Source organism: Planococcus versutus, from assembly GCF_001186155.3.
Lineage (GTDB): Bacteria > Bacillota > Bacilli > Bacillales_A > Planococcaceae > Planococcus > Planococcus versutus.
In genome coordinates, this window is record NZ_CP016540.2 from 2,086,275 (window position 1) to 2,103,984 (window position 17,710).

Consider the following 17,710-nt stretch of genomic DNA (forward strand, 5'->3'; position numbering starts at 1 on the left):
AATATACTGCGTGTAGAAACGACTAAAAGTATATTAATCGTTAAAGAGTAAGATACAAACTATAAGTTACCTCTTCTAAAGCGGGTAGAAAAAGAAAGGAAAGCACATACTGTGCTTTCCTTTCATCATATCAGATTTCACTGTTATTTTTTAAAGAACTGCTGTATTTTCTCAAGTACTTCGTCACGCGTCCATTCAAATGTTTCACCTGTACGACGTATTTTCACTTCCAAAATTCCTTCAGCTGCTTTTTTACCAATAGTGATTCGAATTGGTAAGCCAATCAAATCTGCGTCAGTGAATTTTACTCCAGCGCGTTCTTTGCGATCATCTAATAATACTTCGTACCGATTATTTTTTAACAAAGCATAAAGTTCTTCACCAAGTTCACGCTGGACATCGTCTTTAACGTTTACAGGCACAAGATGCACTTCATATGGCGCGACAATATTTGGCCACGTAAAGCCATCATCATCTTGAAATTGTTCAGCTACTGCAGCCAGAACACGTGACACACCAATGCCATAACAACCCATAATATAAGGCATTGCTTTGCCTTGGTCGTTCAGAAACGTTCCTTTTAACGGAATGCTATAAGTTGTCCCTAATTTAAAGATATGGCCAACTTCGATTCCTTTCGCAAACTGAATTGTTCCTTGACCGTCCGGAGAAGCATCGCCTTCTTGGATAAAGCGCAAGTCATGAAAAGCGGGTACCGTAAAGTCTTTACCAGGCGTAACATTTTTATAATGGTAGCCACTTTCGTTAGCTCCTGCAATCCCATTTACAATGTTTTCCACTGCATGGTCAGCAAACAATCGAATATCTCCCGGCAAATTGATAGGTCCAAGCGAACCGATATCACAATCTAATAAGTGCTGTACCTCTTCTGGAGTTGCCATTTCAACAACTGTAGCACCTGTAGCGTGTTTTACTTTAACATCATTGACTTCGTGATCGCCTCTTGCTAAAACGATGACCAGTTCATCATCTGCTTTGAACACCATTGTTTTGATGCATTTGTCAGCAGTTGTTTGGAAAAATTCTGCTATATCTGCAATGGTGTTTTTGCCTGGAGTTGCAACTTTTTCCATCGCTCTAGCTGTTTCGTCTGAAACTGGGTACGTCACGTTAACTGCAGCCATTTCAATGTTCGCAGCATATGAAGATGTATCCGAATAAGCAATTGTATCTTCGCCGATTTCCGACAACACCATAAATTCATGATTGTCTTTTCCGCCAATTGCACCGGAATCTGCAATAACTGCACGGAAATTTAACCCAAGACGTGTAAAAATATTCTTATATGCTTGCATCATGACGTCATATGTTTCGTCTAAGCTTTCAGATGTCGCATGGAATGAATAAGCATCTTTCATCAAGAATTCACGGCCACGCAATAAACCAAAGCGTGGACGTTTTTCATCTCTAAACTTTGATTGAATTTGAAATAAATTTAACGGTAATTTCTTGTATGATTTGATTTCATCACGCAATAAGCTGGTAATGACTTCTTCGTGTGTCGCACCAAGTGCAAATTCACGATCATTGCGATCTTTCAAACGCATTAATTCGTCACCGTACGTATACCAACGACCAGATTCTTGCCACAACTCTGCTTGTTGAAGTGCTGGCATAAAAATTTCGACGCTATTAGCTGCTTCCATTTCTTCACGAATAACCGTTTCAACTTTTTGGAGAACACGTTTGCCTAATGGTAAAAACGAATAAATGCCACTTGTATTTTGACGAATAAATCCTGCGCGCAATAGCAACTGATGCGATCTTACTTCTGCATCGGCTGGCGTTTCACGTAAAGTCGGGATAAAAGTTACTGTTTGTTTCATTCTTTAATGCACCTCAACTGACTATAAAATTTTTATACAAAGCATAAAAGATCGAGACAGACACGCATGTGTCTGTCTGCTAATTTTAGTTGTTTTAGTTAAAAGAAATACTTTTGAATATCATTCCACGTGACGACAAGCATCAGCAACATAAGAAGCATAATTCCTACAAAGTGAACCATTCCTTCTTTTTGTCGATCTACCGGTTTGCCGCGAACTGCTTCAAGAATAAAGAACATTAAACGTCCACCATCAAGTGCAGGTAACGGCAATAAGTTCATAATACCAAGATTGATACTTAGCATACCTGCCCAGCTCATCAAGGTAAAGAATCCATATTTCGCTACTTCTTCAGTGGTTTTGTATATGCCAACTGGACCTGACAAAGCATCAATTGTAAATTGTCCTGTTACAAGCATTCCTAACAAACGGAAGATTTCTTTAAACCAAAAAACGGTTTGTTCAGCACCATACACGAATGAACCAAGAAAATCCTTCTCTACTGGACTTTGATAACGAACACCAATTACGCCTACTTGTTCAGCTGATTGATCTGAAACTTCAGGTGTAATAGTAAAGTCCAGCGGTTTACCATTTCGTTCAACTTCAAAGGCAAGTGGATTCCCCGCATTATCTTGAACAGATTCGACAAGTTCATCCCATGTAGAAATTGAAGTTCCGTCAATTTCAGTAACTAAATCACCATTTTCCATGCCAGCTTCAGCTGCTGGGCTTTCTTCAGTTACTTCCGTTATGACGGGTTCAAAAGTTGGTACACCTTGCATCATACCAATTGCTGTGAAAATAAAAAACGCTAAAATAAAGTTGAATAACGGTCCAGCAAAAATGGTCATAAATCGTTTTCCGACTGACTTAGAGTCGAACTGACGATCATATGGAGCTAAAATTGTTTCCCTACCATTTTCTTCTACAACTGCATCGCGTACCACTTCTATGCGTACAAGTTGTTCGTCTTCATCATATCCTTTTATCCAAAGTTCCTTTTCTAAATCCGCTTCTTCTACTTCAAGAAACAAAATTTCCGGATAAACATTCTTTTGATTCATGATAATTTTTGTGGCTTGCCCTTTTTTATTCAAAAGAATGCCGATGCGATGACCTGCTTGAAGCTGGATCGTGTCCATGTCTTCACCAGCCATACGTACATAGCCTCCAATTGGTAATAACCGCACTGTGTAAAGCGTTTCTCCTTTGGTGATCCCCAAAATTTTTGGGCCCATTCCAATCGCAAATTCACGAACTAAAATACCTGCACGTTTCGCAAAAAGAAAATGACCAAATTCGTGGAAAAAAACTAAAGCACCGAAAATTATTATAAACGAGATAACTGTTTCCATTTTGAACCCATCCTTATAAATTTATTCGGTTTTAATCTTTAGTCATTTTAGCATGTTACGAACAGATTTTCTTGTTTCAGCATCTACGTGTAAAATTGTTTCCAAATCTGGATTCGCCATCACTTTATGCTGATCCATGGCACGTTCAATTATTTCTTCGATTTGAAGAAATTTGATTTTTTCATTTAAAAACAACGCTACTGCTTGTTCGTTCGCTGCATTAAGTACAGTCGTCATCGTCCCACCGGCATTTCCAGCATCAAAAGCTAGTTGCAATGCGCGGAATCGCGTATAATCCATTTCCCGGAAATTCAACTGACTAATCTCGGCTAAATTCAACCGTTTTGCATTCGGACGCGGTAAACGATCCGGATAAGACAATGCGTACTGAATGGGAACACGCATGTCCGGTGTTCCAAGTTGCGCGATCACACTTGTATCTTGGAATTCAACCATGGAATGAATAATACTTTCGCGATGAAGTACGACATCTATGTCCGCATACGCAAAATTAAATAAAATATGCGCTTCGATTACTTCTAATCCTTTATTGACCATTGTGGCAGAATCAATTGTGATTTTCGAACCCATTGACCAGTTAGGATGATTTAAAGCATCTTGAACGGTGACGTTTTGCAACTGGTCGCGTGTTAAATCGCGAAAACTACCACCTGAAGCCGTTAAAATTAATCGATTTGCTTGATCTTTTTTTTCACCGTTTAATGCTTGAAATAACGCTGAATGTTCGCTGTCGACTGGTAAAATAGTTGCTCCATAAAGCTTAGCGCTATCCATCACCAAATGACCTGCTGTAACGAGCGTTTCTTTATTAGCAATCGCAATGGTACGACCAAGCTTAATCGCTTCTAGTGTCGGCTCTAAGCCTACACTGCCTAATACTGCATTTACTAGTATGTCCGCGTCATAAACAGCAATCTCAATCAACCCTTTAGTTCCTGTTACAAATGATACAGCGGGATATTCACGTGCTAACGTTTTCGCGTCTTCTTCTTGTTGCACACAAACAATTTCAGGTTTGAATTCAGCAAGTAACGCGCGCGCGGTATTCATATTTTTTCCGGCGGAAAATCCAACTAGTGAAAACTTTTGCGGATGTTCTCGAATAATATCAGCTGTTTGCACACCGATGGATCCGGTTGCGCCCATTAAAATAATTTTCTTAGTCATTCAGCAATTTCCTTTCTTAGATGAAATGTAAAAAATGAAGCAAAGGCATGACAAATAGGATGCTATCAAAACGATCTAATATGCCCCCGTGTCCCGGTAATATTGAGCCAGAATCTTTTACATTAAAATGGCGTTTCAAAGCAGACTCAACTAAGTCACCCATTTGACCAAAAATAGAAGCGACGATTGTTACGATAATGATTAAGAAAATCGAATGGTTTAAAGGGATAAAATAATTAAAAATCAACGCAATTCCGATCGCCCAAACAATTCCACCAACAAACCCTTCAATGGTTTTGTTAGGAGAAATCTCTGGCCATAGTTTTCGTTTGCCAATTTTCCGACCTGTAAAGTAAGCACCGGAATCCGTGAACCAAACAATCAATAATGCAAAGATTAGATAACTCAGACTAGCTTCCCGTGTCTCAATAAAATAAAAGAAACCAATTCCAACATATAAAGTGCCCATGATCGCAAACGCTGCGTCATCAAACGTAAAGCTGTTTTTTACAACAACTGTATGTATTAAAAGTAAAATAACTGCTAAAAAAGCAAATTCGATTTTTTCATAGCCTGTCCATTTGAGAACATGAACAGCCCAGTCACTCGGTAACATAAATGCATACAACGCAATCAATGATATAAGACCTGGAATGCTCCAAATGCTTCGACCTTTCATCGTCAGTAACTCTTGTAATGCGATAGTCCCGAGTAAATAAACCAATATGGTAAAAGGAATGCCTCCCATAACAACAAAAGGAATAAACAAAGCTGCTGCAATTACACCCGTTACAATCCGTTGTTTCATTTCACTTCGTCTCCTTTCAACCCTCCATACCGGCGATTTCGCTTTTGATATATTTTGATCGCTTCGAGTAAGGACTCTTCGTTAAAATCAGGCCACAAGGTTTCCGTGAACCAAAATTCCGTATAGGCTAGTTGCCACAGCATAAAGTTACTTAAACGCACTTCGCCACTTGTTCGAATGAGTAGATCAGGTTCCGGTAACCCTTTTGTCATTAACCCACTAGAAATTAGATCTTCGTTTATATCGCTTATCTCTAAAGTTCCTTCAGCTACTTGTTTGGCAATGTCTTTTACAGCATCAACAATTTCAGAGCGACTGCCATAGTTTAATGCGAAATTTAACACAAGACCCGTATTATCTTTCGTTGCTTCTTTTGCTTTGTTAATAGCTTTCAATGTATGCGATGGTAAATTTTGTTGATAGCCCATCATTTCGACACGAACATTTTCTTCAATTAGTTCGGGTAAAAAAGTTGTTAAAAATTCTTCGGGTAAGCGCATTAAAAAATCCACTTCAATTTTAGGTCGTTTCCAATTTTCAGTAGAAAATGCATATAAAGTTAAAACACCAACTCCAAGTTCATTGGCAAGTTTCGTAACTTTTCGAACCGTTTTCATTCCTTCATGATGTCCAGCTATTCGAGGAAGTGAACGTTTCTTAGCCCATCGACCATTGCCGTCCATAATGATTGCGATATGAGCTGGAATCTCTTCATTTGGAATTAAAACTAAACGATCTTTATCTTTTAAGACCACTTCAGTATTTCTTTTTAATAGTTTATTGAACATAGTTAATCCTCCACCTATTACAAATCGGCATGTCTATTGTTTATCATATCAAAAAAAACGACATTGTGCGCTTCTTTCAAAATACCGTATTAATTTTTGACATGAAAAAGCGTCCTGTTAAACAGGACGCTCAACCAAAAATGAAGTTCGATTTAAACTTCCATAATCTCTTTTTCTTTACCTTTAGCCATTTCATCAATTTTTGAAATGTTGTCATCTGTCAATTTTTGAACGTCGTCAGAATAGCCACGCAAATCATCTTCTGTGATTTCACTTTTCTTTTCTAGTTTTTTAAACTCATCGTTAGCATCACGGCGAACGTTACGGACTACAACTTTGGCTTCTTCCGCTTCTCTTTTCACTTGTTTCACCAAATTTTTACGACGCTCTTCTGTCAATGCTGGAACGGCTAAACGAATAACAGAACCATCATTTGATGGGCTTAATCCTAAATCAGATTTAAGAATGGCTTTTTCAATATCGCTAAGAACTGATTTATCATACGGTTGAATCATAATCAACCGAGCTTCAGGAATTGAAATACCTGCTACTTGGTTCACTGGAGTCGGCGTACCATAATAAATAATTGACAACTTGTCTAAAATTGATGGCGTTGCGCGCCCCGCACGTATAGAGGCTAAATCACGCGAAAAAGCTTGGATTGCACTATTCATTTTAGATGTGGTTTCGTTCATTACTGATTTTGGCATTAGATTGTTCTCCTCACTACTGTCCCGATTTTTTCTCCGAGTACAGCACGTTTTATATTTCCTTTTTCCATAATCGAGAATACAACGAGTGGAATATCATTGTCCATACACAGTGTAGAAGCAGTTGAATCCATCACTTGCAAGCCTTGTTGAATTACTTCGAAATATGAAAGCTCATCGTATTTTACAGCTGTTGAGTCGGTCTTTGGATCAGCTGAGTAAACGCCATCAACATTGTTTTTAGCCATTAAAATGACATCGGCTTCAATTTCGGCCGCACGCAATGCTGCTGTTGTATCAGTTGAAAAATAAGGATTTCCTGTACCTGCTGCAAAAATAACAACCCGTTTTTTTTCTAAATGACGGATAGCTCTTCTACGGATATAAGGCTCGGCAACTTGACGCATTTCGATAGATGACAAAACGCGAGTTTCAACGTCTTGTTTTTCTAATGAATCTTGCAATGCTAATGAGTTCATCACAGTTGCTAACATTCCCATATAGTCTGCTGTTGCACGATCCATGCCCATTTCCGAACCAACTTTACCTCTCCAGATGTTACCGCCACCTACAACGACTGCAACTTCTACTCCGAGTTCCACTACTTCTTTTACTTGGCTTGCGACTGATTTGATAATTTCAGGGGACAATCCGAAACCCTGTCCTCCTGCCATTGCTTCACCACTTAGTTTTAATACAATGCGTTTATATTGCTGAACACTCATCGGTACCCTCCGTTACACTTTTATTGAAAAATAGGGAACACATTCTCGTGTTCCCTAGTAAAATCGTATAGTCCAATAATTTTATTTTTTGTTGACTTGGCTCATAACTTCGTCAGCAAAGTTATCTTCACGTTTTTCGATACCTTCTCCGACTTCGTAACGGATGAATTCTTTAATAGACCCACCTGTAGAAGCTACGAAATCACGAACTTTTTGATCTGAGTTTTTAACAAACGCTTGATCAAGCAAGCAGATGTCTTCAAAATATTTACCAAGGCGGCCTTCAACCATTTTCGCAACAATTTTTTCAGGTTTGCCTTCGTTTAATGCTTGCTCAGTTAATACTTTACGCTCGTGTTCTACTTCGTCAGCAGAAACTTCATCGCGCGAGATATATTTAGGGTTTAATGCAGCAATGTGCATAGCAATGTCCCGTGCAGCAGCTGAATCAGTAGAGTTCTCAAGAACTACAAGTACTGAAATTCGTCCACCCATGTGAAGATACGGTCCAAAAGCATCTGCATCTGTTTTTGTACGGATTTCAAAACGACGCAATGTGATTTTCTCACCAATTTTAGCGATTGCGTTTGAAATATGGTCTGCTACTGTCAAACCATTTGACATTGTAGAAGCATTTGCTTCTTCAACTGTAGCCGGTTTAGTAGACATTAAGTGCTCGCCTAATTCTTTTACTAATGTTTGGAAACCGTCGTTTTTCGCGACAAAGTCAGTTTCTGCGTTTACTTCAAAGATAATCGCTTCGTTTTCTTGTACAAGAATTGAAGTGATCCCTTCAGCTGCAATGCGGTCTGCTTTTTTAGAAGCGCTAGAAAGACCTTTTTCACGCAAGAAATCTAGAGCTGCTTCCATATCTCCGTCTGTTTCAACTAATGCTTTTTTACAATCCATCATACCGGCGCCTGTTTTTCCGCGCAATTCTTTTACCATTTGTGCTGTAACTGCCATGATTAATTTCCTCCTTCATAGTATGTTGCTATTTTCTCAAAAAAAGGTGATAAGAGGGGTTGGCCGCTTATCACCTGTGTAATCGTGAATTACTCAGCAGATTCAGCTTGAGTTTCTTCATCTTCTTCCGGTTTTGATTCAAGCAAAGCATCCGCCATTTTACCAGTTAATAGTTTAACTGCGCGAATTGCATCGTCGTTTGCAGGAATAACATAATCGATTTCATCCGGATCACAGTTAGTATCAACAATACCAACGATTGGAATGTTCAATTTCATTGCTTCTGCTACTGCAATACGTTCTTTACGTGGATCAACTACGAACATTACGTCCGGAAGTGCTTTCATATCACGAATACCGCCTAAGAATTTAACAAGACGTTCGTGTTGTTTCTTCAATTGAACAACTTCTTTTTTCGGTAGAACTTCGAAAGTTCCATCTTCTTCCATGCGTTCGATTTGTTTTAAACGATTCACACGTTTTTGGATTGTACCGAAGTTAGTAAGTGTTCCACCCAACCAACGTTGGTTGATGTAATAGTTACCAGAGCGTTCTGCTTCTTCTTTGATAGCGTCTTGAGCTTGTTTTTTCGTACCAACGAAAAGAACTTTTCCGCCTTCTTCGCCAACTTGTTTCATGAAGCTATAAGCTTCTTCCAGTTTGCGAACTGTTTTTTGTAGATCGATGATGTAGATACCGTTACGTTCCACGAAAATATATTTTTTCATTTTCGGGTTCCAACGACGAGTTTGGTGACCAAAGTGAACACCAGCTTCTAACAATTGTTTCATTGAGATTACTGCCATGATTTGTTTCCTCCTGATAGGTTATTTTTTCCCTCCGCATTTTTCTCTTCTGAACCGTTACCCAATTGGGCACCCACGACTCAAATCGAAATGCGTGTGTATTTAACACCATTTCAAATTATATCACGCTCATGTTATAAAACACAATAGTTTTCTCTTTAGAAACAAAAACAGACAAAAAAAGATGCCTAAGAAATTCTAGGCATCTTTTCAAAAAATTTAATTCATTTTTAACTGCTCAAGTTCTGCAAGAAACTTCGTGTTCAATACTTTAATGTATGTCCCTTTCATTCCTAGAGAACGAGATTCGATAACGCCAGCACTTTCAAGTTTGCGAAGTGCATTTACGATAACTGATCGTGTAATACCAACGCGGTCAGCAATTTTAGAAGCAACTAGTAATCCTTCGTTGCCATCTAACTCTTCAAAGATATGTTCAATAGCTTCAAGTTCACTGTATGAAAGTGAAGAAATCGCCATTTGAACAACTGCTTTGCTACGAGCTTCTTCTTCAATGCGGTCGCCTTTTTCGCGAAGAATTTCCATCCCGACTACCGTTGCGCCGTATTCACCAAGAATTAAATCGTCGTCATGGAATTCTGCTTCGATGCGTCCAAGAAGTAATGTTCCAAGACGTTCGCCGCCTCCTTTAATCGGAACGATCGTTGTCAAACCGTTTTTAAACAATTCGCGTTCTTCTACAGGGAAAATTGTGTGTTCGCTGTTTACATCAATATTTTCTGTTGTTTCTGTGATGCTTGAAAGTTTTTGCATATACTCGGCTGGGAATTGGCGATCTTCGAGCATACCTTTCATTCGATCATTCTCGATTTGTTGATTAATTGCATAGCCCAACACTTTACCTTTACGGCTAACTACAAACGCATTACATTCAATAACTTCGCTCAGCGTTTCAGCCATATCTTTAAAATTCACTTTCTTACCGCCCGCTGCTTCTAGCATCGAGTTAATTCGTCTTGTTTTTCCTAATAAATCCATTTAAATGAACCTCCTACAGTTTTCATACCATGTTTATTCAATATTCTAAAGGTTTTTACTCCTTTATGGAACTAATTCGCCTTGTTTTACAGAATAAATTGTGACAAGTCTTTGTTTTTCGCCACATTTTCAAGTTTTTCATTCACATATTTGACCGTTATATCAATTTGTGCTGGAGAAATCTCGGATGCTTCGAAAGACAAATCTTCCAAAAGGCGCTCAAGAATGGTATGTAACCTGCGCGCACCGATGTTATCCGTGTCTTGATTTACTTCATATGCAATTTCTGCAAGTCTGATTATTGAGGCATCATTGAAGTGTACCACAATTCCTTCAGTTTCGAGAAGTGCTTTGTACTGATTTAACAAAGAATGTTTTGGTTCTGTCAAAATTTTCACAAAATCGGCTACTTCTAGTTTTTGTAATTCTACTCGAATTGGAAAGCGTCCTTGTAATTCAGGAATCAAATCAGATGGTTTCGACATGTGAAAAGCCCCTGCTGCAACAAACAACATATAATCTGTTTTGACTGCGCCGTATTTTGTAGAGACCGTCGACCCTTCGACGATTGGTAAAATATCGCGTTGCACTCCTTCTCGCGATACATCAACGGATGAAGAGCCATTTTTACTGGCTATTTTGTCCATTTCATCGATAAAAATAATGCCATGCTGTTCAGCTCGATCAATCGCATCCATCGCTATTTCTTCATCATCTACTAATTTAGCAGCTTCTTCTGTTGTTAACACACGACGTGCTTCTTTTACACGCAATCTGCGTTTTTTCTTTTTTTTCGGCATTAACGAAGAAAAAGCATCTTGCATGTTTGCACCCATCTGTTCCATTCCCGATCCTTGCAATGCATCAAACATAGAATTCGAATTTTCAACTACTTCAACTGTTATCCATTCATCTTCAAGTTTTCCTGCTTTTAAATCTATAGCAATTTCTCTTCTTTTCACACGAACTTCTACTTCAGCAGTGGGCTCTTCTTCTTCTTCTTCGAGTTTTTGTCCGAATAGCATTTCCAACGGATTTTGATTAGATTGTTTTTTGCGCATAGATGGTACTAATAATTTAACAATACGCTCATTTGCCGCTGATTCTGCTTGGAACTTGACCGCTTCAAATTTCTCTTCTTTAACGATTCGAACAGAAGCCTCTACTAGATCACGAACCATTGATTCAACATCCCGGCCAACATAACCAACTTCTGTGAATTTAGTAGCTTCTACTTTTATAAAAGGCGCTCCTGTCAATTTCGCAATTCGACGCGCAATTTCTGTTTTCCCTACACCTGTAGGTCCAATCATTAAAATATTTTTTGGAATAACTTCTCCACGCATTTCTTCGTCTAATCGACTTCTACGGTAGCGGTTACGTAATGCAATTGCTATTGAACGCTTAGCATCTTTTTGGCCAACAATATAGTGATCGAGGTGATCAGTAATTTGTCTAGGCGTTAAATCTGTTTGACTTTTCATTAGGACAATTCCTCCACTACAATTTGATGATTGGTGTAGACGCAAATATCCGCTGCCGTTTCTAATGCTGACTTCGCAATTTCCACAGCTGTAAAATGTTCACCAGCGTATTTTTTCAAGGCACGCCCAGCAGCTAACGCATAGTTGCCACCCGATCCAATGGCTAAAATTCCATCATCTGGTTCAATTACCTCGCCCGTACCGGACACGAGAAGCAATTCATCTTTGTTCATGATAATTAGCATAGCCTCTAATTGACGTAGCATTTTGTCTCCACGCCATTGTTTTGCTAGTTCCACAGCTGCCCGTTGTAAGTTGCCGTTATACTCTGTTAATTTTCCTTCAAACATTTCAAACAATGTAAAAGCATCTGCGACTGATCCTGCAAATCCAGTCAGCACTTGTCCATTATATAATTTGCGTACTTTTCGTGCAGTGTGCTTCATAACTACTGCGTTGCCAAATGTAACTTGACCATCACCAGACATCGCACATTGGCCGTTGTGACGAACGGCGAATATCGTGGTCGCATGAAATTCTTGCATCAAAGCATGCTCCTCTCTAAGCTCTCGGGTGTGATTTCAAATAAGTGTTTCGTAAATGTTCTTTTGTAACATGAGTATATACTTGCGTAGAACTCAGGTGCGAATGTCCAAGAAGTTCTTGAACTGTTCGAATATCGGCTCCGTTATTAATCAGGTGCGTCGCAAAAGAATGGCGAATCATATGCGGATAAATTGAAGAATTAATCGACGCTTTCTTCATGCATTCACTTAAGATATGACGAATGCCACGATCTGTTACAGTTTCTCCGCGACTATTAACAAATAAATAATCATGGTTTTGCTTCTTCATCAGTTTAGGACGTGCTTCCTCGAGGTAATGTTCCAACGCATCTTGTGCAAACTGGCCGTAAGGAATATAACGCTCTTTTCGGCCTTTCCCCATCACTTTAACAATTTGGATAGTCTGGTCTAAATCCATTAATCGAATCGAAACACATTCACTTACACGCATGCCTGTCGCATATAACAACTCCAGTAATGCCGTATTGCGAATTGATAATTTATCGTCACCTTGAACTGATTTAAACAGCTGTGCAAGTTCTTCTTCATAAAAAAACTGTGGAAGCCGTTCTTCTTTTTTCGGATGAAATAACGATCGAAAAGCCGCTTCATCTAACCCAAACTCACGATTGCCATAACGAAAAAACGAACGGATCGCAGATATTTTTCGTGAAACAGTCGTTCTGGATAGTTTGGCATCGTACAATTTTGTCATGTAATTTCTAGCATGTATATATTCGACTTCTCTAATATCAAGCACACCTTCAGTATTTAAAAAAAGAAAAAAATCCTTTAAATCGTGACTGTAGTGATGAACAGTATGCTCAGAATAATTTTTCTCCAATTGAATATAACTCATAAAAGATTCAAGCATCTTTTCTTTTTCCATATATGCTCCACCTTCCACCAACTAGAAAAGCCTCTAAATTATAACAACATTTAGAGGCTTTTATCCATTAAACAGTCACTGTATTCATATAAATTCGAATAGATTCCAACGCACGGTTTGCGTGTTTTTCTGCACGCTCTGATTTTGAACGGATTCGCTCTCCCAAGTCAGGAAACAACCCAAAGTTCACATTCATTGGCTGGAAATTTTTGCTATCTGCTTCTGTAATGTAGCGTGCCATGCTGCCTAAAGCAGTTTCGGCTGGAAATACTAACAACTCTTCATCCAATGCTAATTTTGCTGCATTGATTCCTGCAAGCAACCCACTTCCTGCAGACTCTACATAACCTTCTACACCTGTCATTTGACCTGCGAAGAAAATGTTGGGATCGGCTTTTAGTTGATATGTTGGTTTTAAGACACGCGGAGAGTTGATGAACGTATTGCGATGCATCACTCCATAACGCACAATTTCCACATTCTCTAATCCTGGAATCAATTTCAATACTTCTTTTTGAGGTCCCCATTTTAAATGTGTTTGGAAGCCGACGATGTTGTAGAGCGTTCCGGCTGCATCGTCTTGTCGTAGTTGAACAACTGCATATGGCCGCTCTCCAGTTTTCGGATCTTCTAATCCTACTGGCTTCATGGGTCCGAATGTTAAGGTTTTTTCGCCTCTTGCCGCCATAACTTCAACCGGCATACAGCCTTCAAAATAAATTTCTTTTTCGAATTCTTTTAGCGGCACTACTTCTGCTTCGACTAAAGCTGTGTGGAAACGTTTAAACTCCTCTTCATTCATTGGACAGTTTAGATAAGCCGCTTCTCCTTTGTCGTAACGAGACTTCAAATATACTTTATCCATATCGATACTGTCTTTTTCAACAATTGGCGCCGCAGCGTCATAAAAGTACAAATATTCTTCTCCTGTTAACTTACGGATTTTTTCAGCAAGTGCTGGAGACGTTAACGGACCTGTTGCGATTATCGTAATGCCTTCTGGAATTTCTGTTACTTCTTCGTTGATGACTTCTACGAGCGGATGATTTTTTACTTTATCGGTAACTGCCGCCGCAAATTCGTGACGATCGACTGCAAGTGCACCACCAGCTGGTACAGATGCACCGTCTGCTGATTCGATAATAACTGAATCCAGTTTACGCATTTCTTCTTTGATGACACCAACAGCATTGGTTAACGAATTCGCACGCAATGAATTACTGCAAACCAACTCAGCGAATTTATCCGTGTGGTGAGCAGCTGTTTGTTGAACTGGACGCATTTCAAATAGACGTACTTTTACTCCGCGTTTTGCGATTTGCCACGCTGCCTCACTACCAGCTAAACCAGCGCCAATTACGTTTACATGTTTTGTCATTTTCATACACCTCTATATCATTATTGAACTTCTTCTTTATAATCACAATTTGTGCAATTGATTTGAACACCTTTTTTCACTTTTTTCTCTACAAGCAATTTGTCGCATTTCGGACATGGACGTTCAATTGGTTTATCCCAAGAAACGAATTCGCATTCTGGATAACGCTCGCAGCCATAGAAAATGCGGCGCTTTTTACTTTTTCTTTCAACGATTTCGCCTTCTTTACATGTCGGACATGTAACACCTATGTGCTTAACGATTGCTTTCGTATTACGGCATTCAGGGAAATTGCTACAAGCCATAAACTTGCCGTAGCGTCCTAATTTATAAACCATGGGCGACCCACACAATTCACAATCTTCACCTACTGGCTCATCTTTGATTTGTACTTTTTCCATTTCATTTTCTGCTACTTCAACATTCTTTTCAAATTTCTTATAAAATGCATCGATAATGGTGCGCCATTCAATTTCTCCATCTTCAACAGTATCTAAATCATGTTCCATTTTTGCAGTAAACTCGATGTTCAAAATATCCGGGAAAAATTCGAGTACCAGTTGATGAACAATTTCACCCAACTCAGTCGGAATAAAACGTTTCGCATCTAAAGTTGCGTAACCCCGCTTTTGAATGGTGTCTAGTGTGGGCGCGTAAGTTGATGGACGTCCGATTCCCAACTCTTCAAGCGCTCTTACTAAGCGAGCCTCTGTAAAGCGTGGAGGTGGTTGCGTAAAATGCTGATTGGGTAGAACATCAACCGCTTTTACAATATCTCCTTCAACCATTTCTGGCAGTATGTTATCTTTTTCTTCTTTTTGATCGTCTGTCCCTTCAATATAAAGTTTCATAAAGCCTGCGAACTTGACTTGCGATCCATTTGCACGAAACACCGCATCGCCATTTTGCAACTCCGCCATAACCGTATCTAAAACGGCAGATGACATTTGACTTGCTACAAATCGATCCCAAATCAATTTGTATAAACGATGAAGATCACGTGATAAAATACTCTTCATCGATTCTGGCGTTCTCATGACGCTTGTCGGCCGAACTGCTTCGTGGGCGTCTTGTGATTTTGCTGATTGCTTAGCTGGTGCTTTTTGCGTCACGTATTCTTCGCCGTAGTTTTCGACGATAAAGTCCATCGTATCTTTTTTTGCCGTATCAGAGATTCGTGTAGAATCCGTTCGCATGTACGTAATCAAGCCCGTGATGCCTTCTTTACCGACAGAGATTCCTTCGTATAATTGCTGTGCTAGCATCATCGTCTTTTTCGCTCGGAAATTTAATTTCCGAGCAGCTTCCTGTTGAAGTGAAGAAGTTGTAAAAGAAGGAGATGGATTTCTTTTTCGTTCTTTTTTCACTACGCGGTTAACTGTAAAGTCTTTACCAGACATAGAAGCCATAACAGCTTTGACGTCTGCTTCGTTGTGTAGTTTTACTTTTTCTTTAGTATTGCCATAAAATTGTGCTTCAAATTTCTTTTTCGCTTTTTCAAATTCTCCAGTAATTGACCAGTATTCTTCTGGTTCAAAACTTTTGATTTCATTTTCGCGATCAATGACTAAACGCAGTGCCACTGATTGTACGCGTCCAGCTGATAATCCTTTTTTTACTTTCTTCCAAAGCAACGGGCTGATGCTGTACCCCACTAGGCGATCTAAAATCCGGCGTGCTTGTTGCGCATCGACTAAGTCCATATCAATTTTGCGTGGATGCTTAAAAGATTCTTTAATGGCATCTTTTGTGATTTCGTTAAAAACAACGCGACAATCTGAAGTTTGATCAATACCGAGCGCCGTCGCTAAATGCCATGCAATTGCTTCTCCCTCTCTATCGGGGTCAGCAGCTAGAAAGACTTTTTTTGCCTTTTTTGCTTCTTTTTTAAGATCTTGTAGGATAGGTCCTTTACCTCTTATCGTAATGTAACGAGGTTCATAATTGTTTTCCACGTCTACACCCATTTGACTTCGGGGCAAATCGCGTAAATGTCCAAGTGAAGCACGGACTTTATATTTCTTACCCAAATACCGTTCGATCGTCTTAGCCTTTGCAGGCGACTCAACAATCACTAAAAAATCCGCCATAACTATTTCCTCCTCATAGAGGTTTCTCAAAATGCTTAAAAGAATTACCTGTTGCAAAATGTATAACAGATTTTAGCTTAATGCAAGGCTTTTCATTTTTTTCATTCTTTTCTAGCTGTCATTTGTTGGTATTCCTCTAGTATCTGCCAGCCATTCCATACTGGTTTTGCGCCTTCTAAAATCAATTTATGGGGTCCTTCAGATAATAACGAACCAATATCTCCAGGAACTGCAAAAATGTCTTTTCCATGATCTAGCGCATGTTCAATTGTACTCAAAGTACCACTTTTCACTTGAGCTTCTGTTACAACGATTCCTTTAGATAACCCACTAATAATGCGATTTCTCATTGGAAAGTTCCATTTTAATGGTTTCATATAAGGAGGGTATTCAGTTAAAACCAACTGTTTTTCTTCTATTATATTATTTAACGCATTGTTTTCTTTCGGATAAGGATGCAAGAAACCACTACCTGTAACAGCGATCGTCCGACCACCTAAGTCAATCGTTTTTTGATGGGCCATCGCATCCGCACCTCTTGCTAATCCACTTACAATGATAAAGTTGTTCTCAACAAGAGGGGGAATGATTGTGTGCAACGCTTTTTGAGAATAAGAAGTGGCTTTCCGAGAACCAATAATGGCGATTTTTTGAGGATTTGCGAGTAAAGTAAGATCTCCCTTAGCATATAGTACAGCTGGTGGATCGATCAATTCGAGCAAGCTTTTTGGATAACTGGGGTGTTGATAAGATATGGGGAATATCTTATATTTGATGTAGGTTTCTTGTAAGGGATAGGTTAAGGATTGTCGATAAGAGGCGGTTAGTTTCACGGCTTGTTCTACTTTGATATTTAATAACCACATAAGCTCATTCGGCGATTTTTTTTCGAGTTTTGCTAAGTCTGGGTCATCCGTAAATAGTGGCAAAAACGTTTTCAAACTTTTTGGATAGACATAATGCAACGCTAATAACCGCCTTGTAAATTCATTGTTCATTTTATTCCTCCTGTTCTTTTTTAGACGAAAGATGTCTCGACTACGCAACATCTTCATTCTATTTTAAACGGTTTTCCCGTTGCCGTAAACGTTCAATATGCGCCTTTATT

Annotated in this window: 16 protein-coding genes; all 16 read right to left on the minus strand. The window is 39.1% G+C overall.

Annotated elements, in window-relative coordinates; all coding sequences use genetic code 11:
* Window positions 1-143 precede the first annotated feature (143 nt).
* Complete coding sequence (locus I858_RS10720) at window positions 144-1,847, minus strand: proline--tRNA ligase (RefSeq protein ID WP_049693268.1); 1,704 nt, start codon at window positions 1,845-1,847, stop codon at window positions 144-146.
* A 98-nt stretch (window positions 1,848-1,945) separates the two neighbouring features.
* Window positions 1,946-3,205, minus strand: coding sequence for an RIP metalloprotease RseP (gene rseP / locus I858_RS10725; RefSeq protein ID WP_049693269.1), 1,260 nt, complete (start codon window positions 3,203-3,205; stop codon window positions 1,946-1,948).
* A gap of 42 nt (window positions 3,206-3,247) precedes the next feature.
* Window positions 3,248-4,393, minus strand: coding sequence for a 1-deoxy-D-xylulose-5-phosphate reductoisomerase (dxr, locus tag I858_RS10730; RefSeq protein WP_049693270.1), 1,146 nt, complete (start codon window positions 4,391-4,393; stop codon window positions 3,248-3,250).
* Window positions 4,394-4,409: 16 nt separating this feature from the next.
* The gene (locus I858_RS10735; RefSeq protein ID WP_049693271.1) at window positions 4,410-5,201 is read right to left on the minus strand and encodes a phosphatidate cytidylyltransferase; all 792 of its coding nucleotides are present in this window, start codon (window positions 5,199-5,201) and stop codon (window positions 4,410-4,412) included.
* Window positions 5,198-5,989: an undecaprenyl pyrophosphate synthase gene (locus tag I858_RS10740; protein ID WP_049693272.1), complete on the minus strand. Its 792-nt coding sequence runs from the start codon at window positions 5,987-5,989 to the stop codon at window positions 5,198-5,200. Before I858_RS10740 ends, I858_RS10735 begins: the two co-directional genes overlap by 4 nt.
* 152 nt (window positions 5,990-6,141) lie before the next feature.
* On the minus strand, window positions 6,142-6,699 hold the full coding sequence (gene frr, locus I858_RS10745) for a ribosome recycling factor (RefSeq protein WP_049693273.1): 558 nt from the start codon (window positions 6,697-6,699) through the stop codon (window positions 6,142-6,144).
* Window positions 6,699-7,424: a UMP kinase gene (gene pyrH / locus I858_RS10750; protein WP_049693274.1), complete on the minus strand. Its 726-nt coding sequence runs from the start codon at window positions 7,422-7,424 to the stop codon at window positions 6,699-6,701. The genes frr and pyrH overlap by 1 nt, the downstream gene beginning before the upstream one ends.
* An 81-nt stretch (window positions 7,425-7,505) precedes the next feature.
* On the minus strand, window positions 7,506-8,390 hold the full coding sequence (gene tsf / locus I858_RS10755; RefSeq protein WP_049693275.1) for a translation elongation factor Ts: 885 nt from the start codon (window positions 8,388-8,390) through the stop codon (window positions 7,506-7,508).
* Window positions 8,391-8,479: 89 nt separating this feature from the next.
* Window positions 8,480-9,196 carry a 30S ribosomal protein S2 gene (gene rpsB / locus I858_RS10760; protein WP_038704256.1) on the minus strand — a complete coding sequence of 239 codons (717 nt, stop codon included), beginning with the start codon at window positions 9,194-9,196 and terminating at the stop codon, window positions 8,480-8,482.
* A 219-nt stretch (window positions 9,197-9,415) separates the two neighbouring features.
* Window positions 9,416-10,195 carry a GTP-sensing pleiotropic transcriptional regulator CodY gene (gene codY, locus I858_RS10765; protein WP_049693276.1) on the minus strand — a complete coding sequence of 260 codons (780 nt, stop codon included), beginning with the start codon at window positions 10,193-10,195 and terminating at the stop codon, window positions 9,416-9,418.
* Window positions 10,196-10,281: 86 nt separating this feature from the next.
* Window positions 10,282-11,679 (minus strand): ATP-dependent protease ATPase subunit HslU, encoded by a 1,398-nt coding sequence (hslU, locus tag I858_RS10770; protein WP_049693277.1) that lies wholly within the window; start codon window positions 11,677-11,679, stop codon window positions 10,282-10,284.
* Window positions 11,679-12,224, minus strand: coding sequence for an ATP-dependent protease subunit HslV (gene hslV, locus I858_RS10775; RefSeq protein WP_049693278.1), 546 nt, complete (start codon window positions 12,222-12,224; stop codon window positions 11,679-11,681). Before hslV ends, hslU begins: the two co-directional genes overlap by 1 nt.
* Before the next feature lie 16 nt (window positions 12,225-12,240).
* Window positions 12,241-13,134, minus strand: a complete 894-nt coding sequence (xerC, locus tag I858_RS10780) for a tyrosine recombinase XerC (RefSeq protein ID WP_049693279.1) — start codon at window positions 13,132-13,134, stop codon at window positions 12,241-12,243.
* Window positions 13,135-13,201: 67 nt separating this feature from the next.
* Window positions 13,202-14,512: an FADH(2)-oxidizing methylenetetrahydrofolate--tRNA-(uracil(54)-C(5))-methyltransferase TrmFO gene (trmFO, locus tag I858_RS10785; protein WP_049693280.1), complete on the minus strand. Its 1,311-nt coding sequence runs from the start codon at window positions 14,510-14,512 to the stop codon at window positions 13,202-13,204.
* 20 nt (window positions 14,513-14,532) lie between these two features.
* Complete coding sequence (gene topA / locus I858_RS10790) at window positions 14,533-16,602, minus strand: type I DNA topoisomerase (protein WP_049693281.1); 2,070 nt, start codon at window positions 16,600-16,602, stop codon at window positions 14,533-14,535.
* Between the two features lie 101 nt (window positions 16,603-16,703).
* Complete coding sequence (gene dprA / locus I858_RS10795; RefSeq protein WP_049693282.1) at window positions 16,704-17,600, minus strand: DNA-processing protein DprA; 897 nt, start codon at window positions 17,598-17,600, stop codon at window positions 16,704-16,706.
* Window positions 17,601-17,710 lie beyond the last annotated feature (110 nt).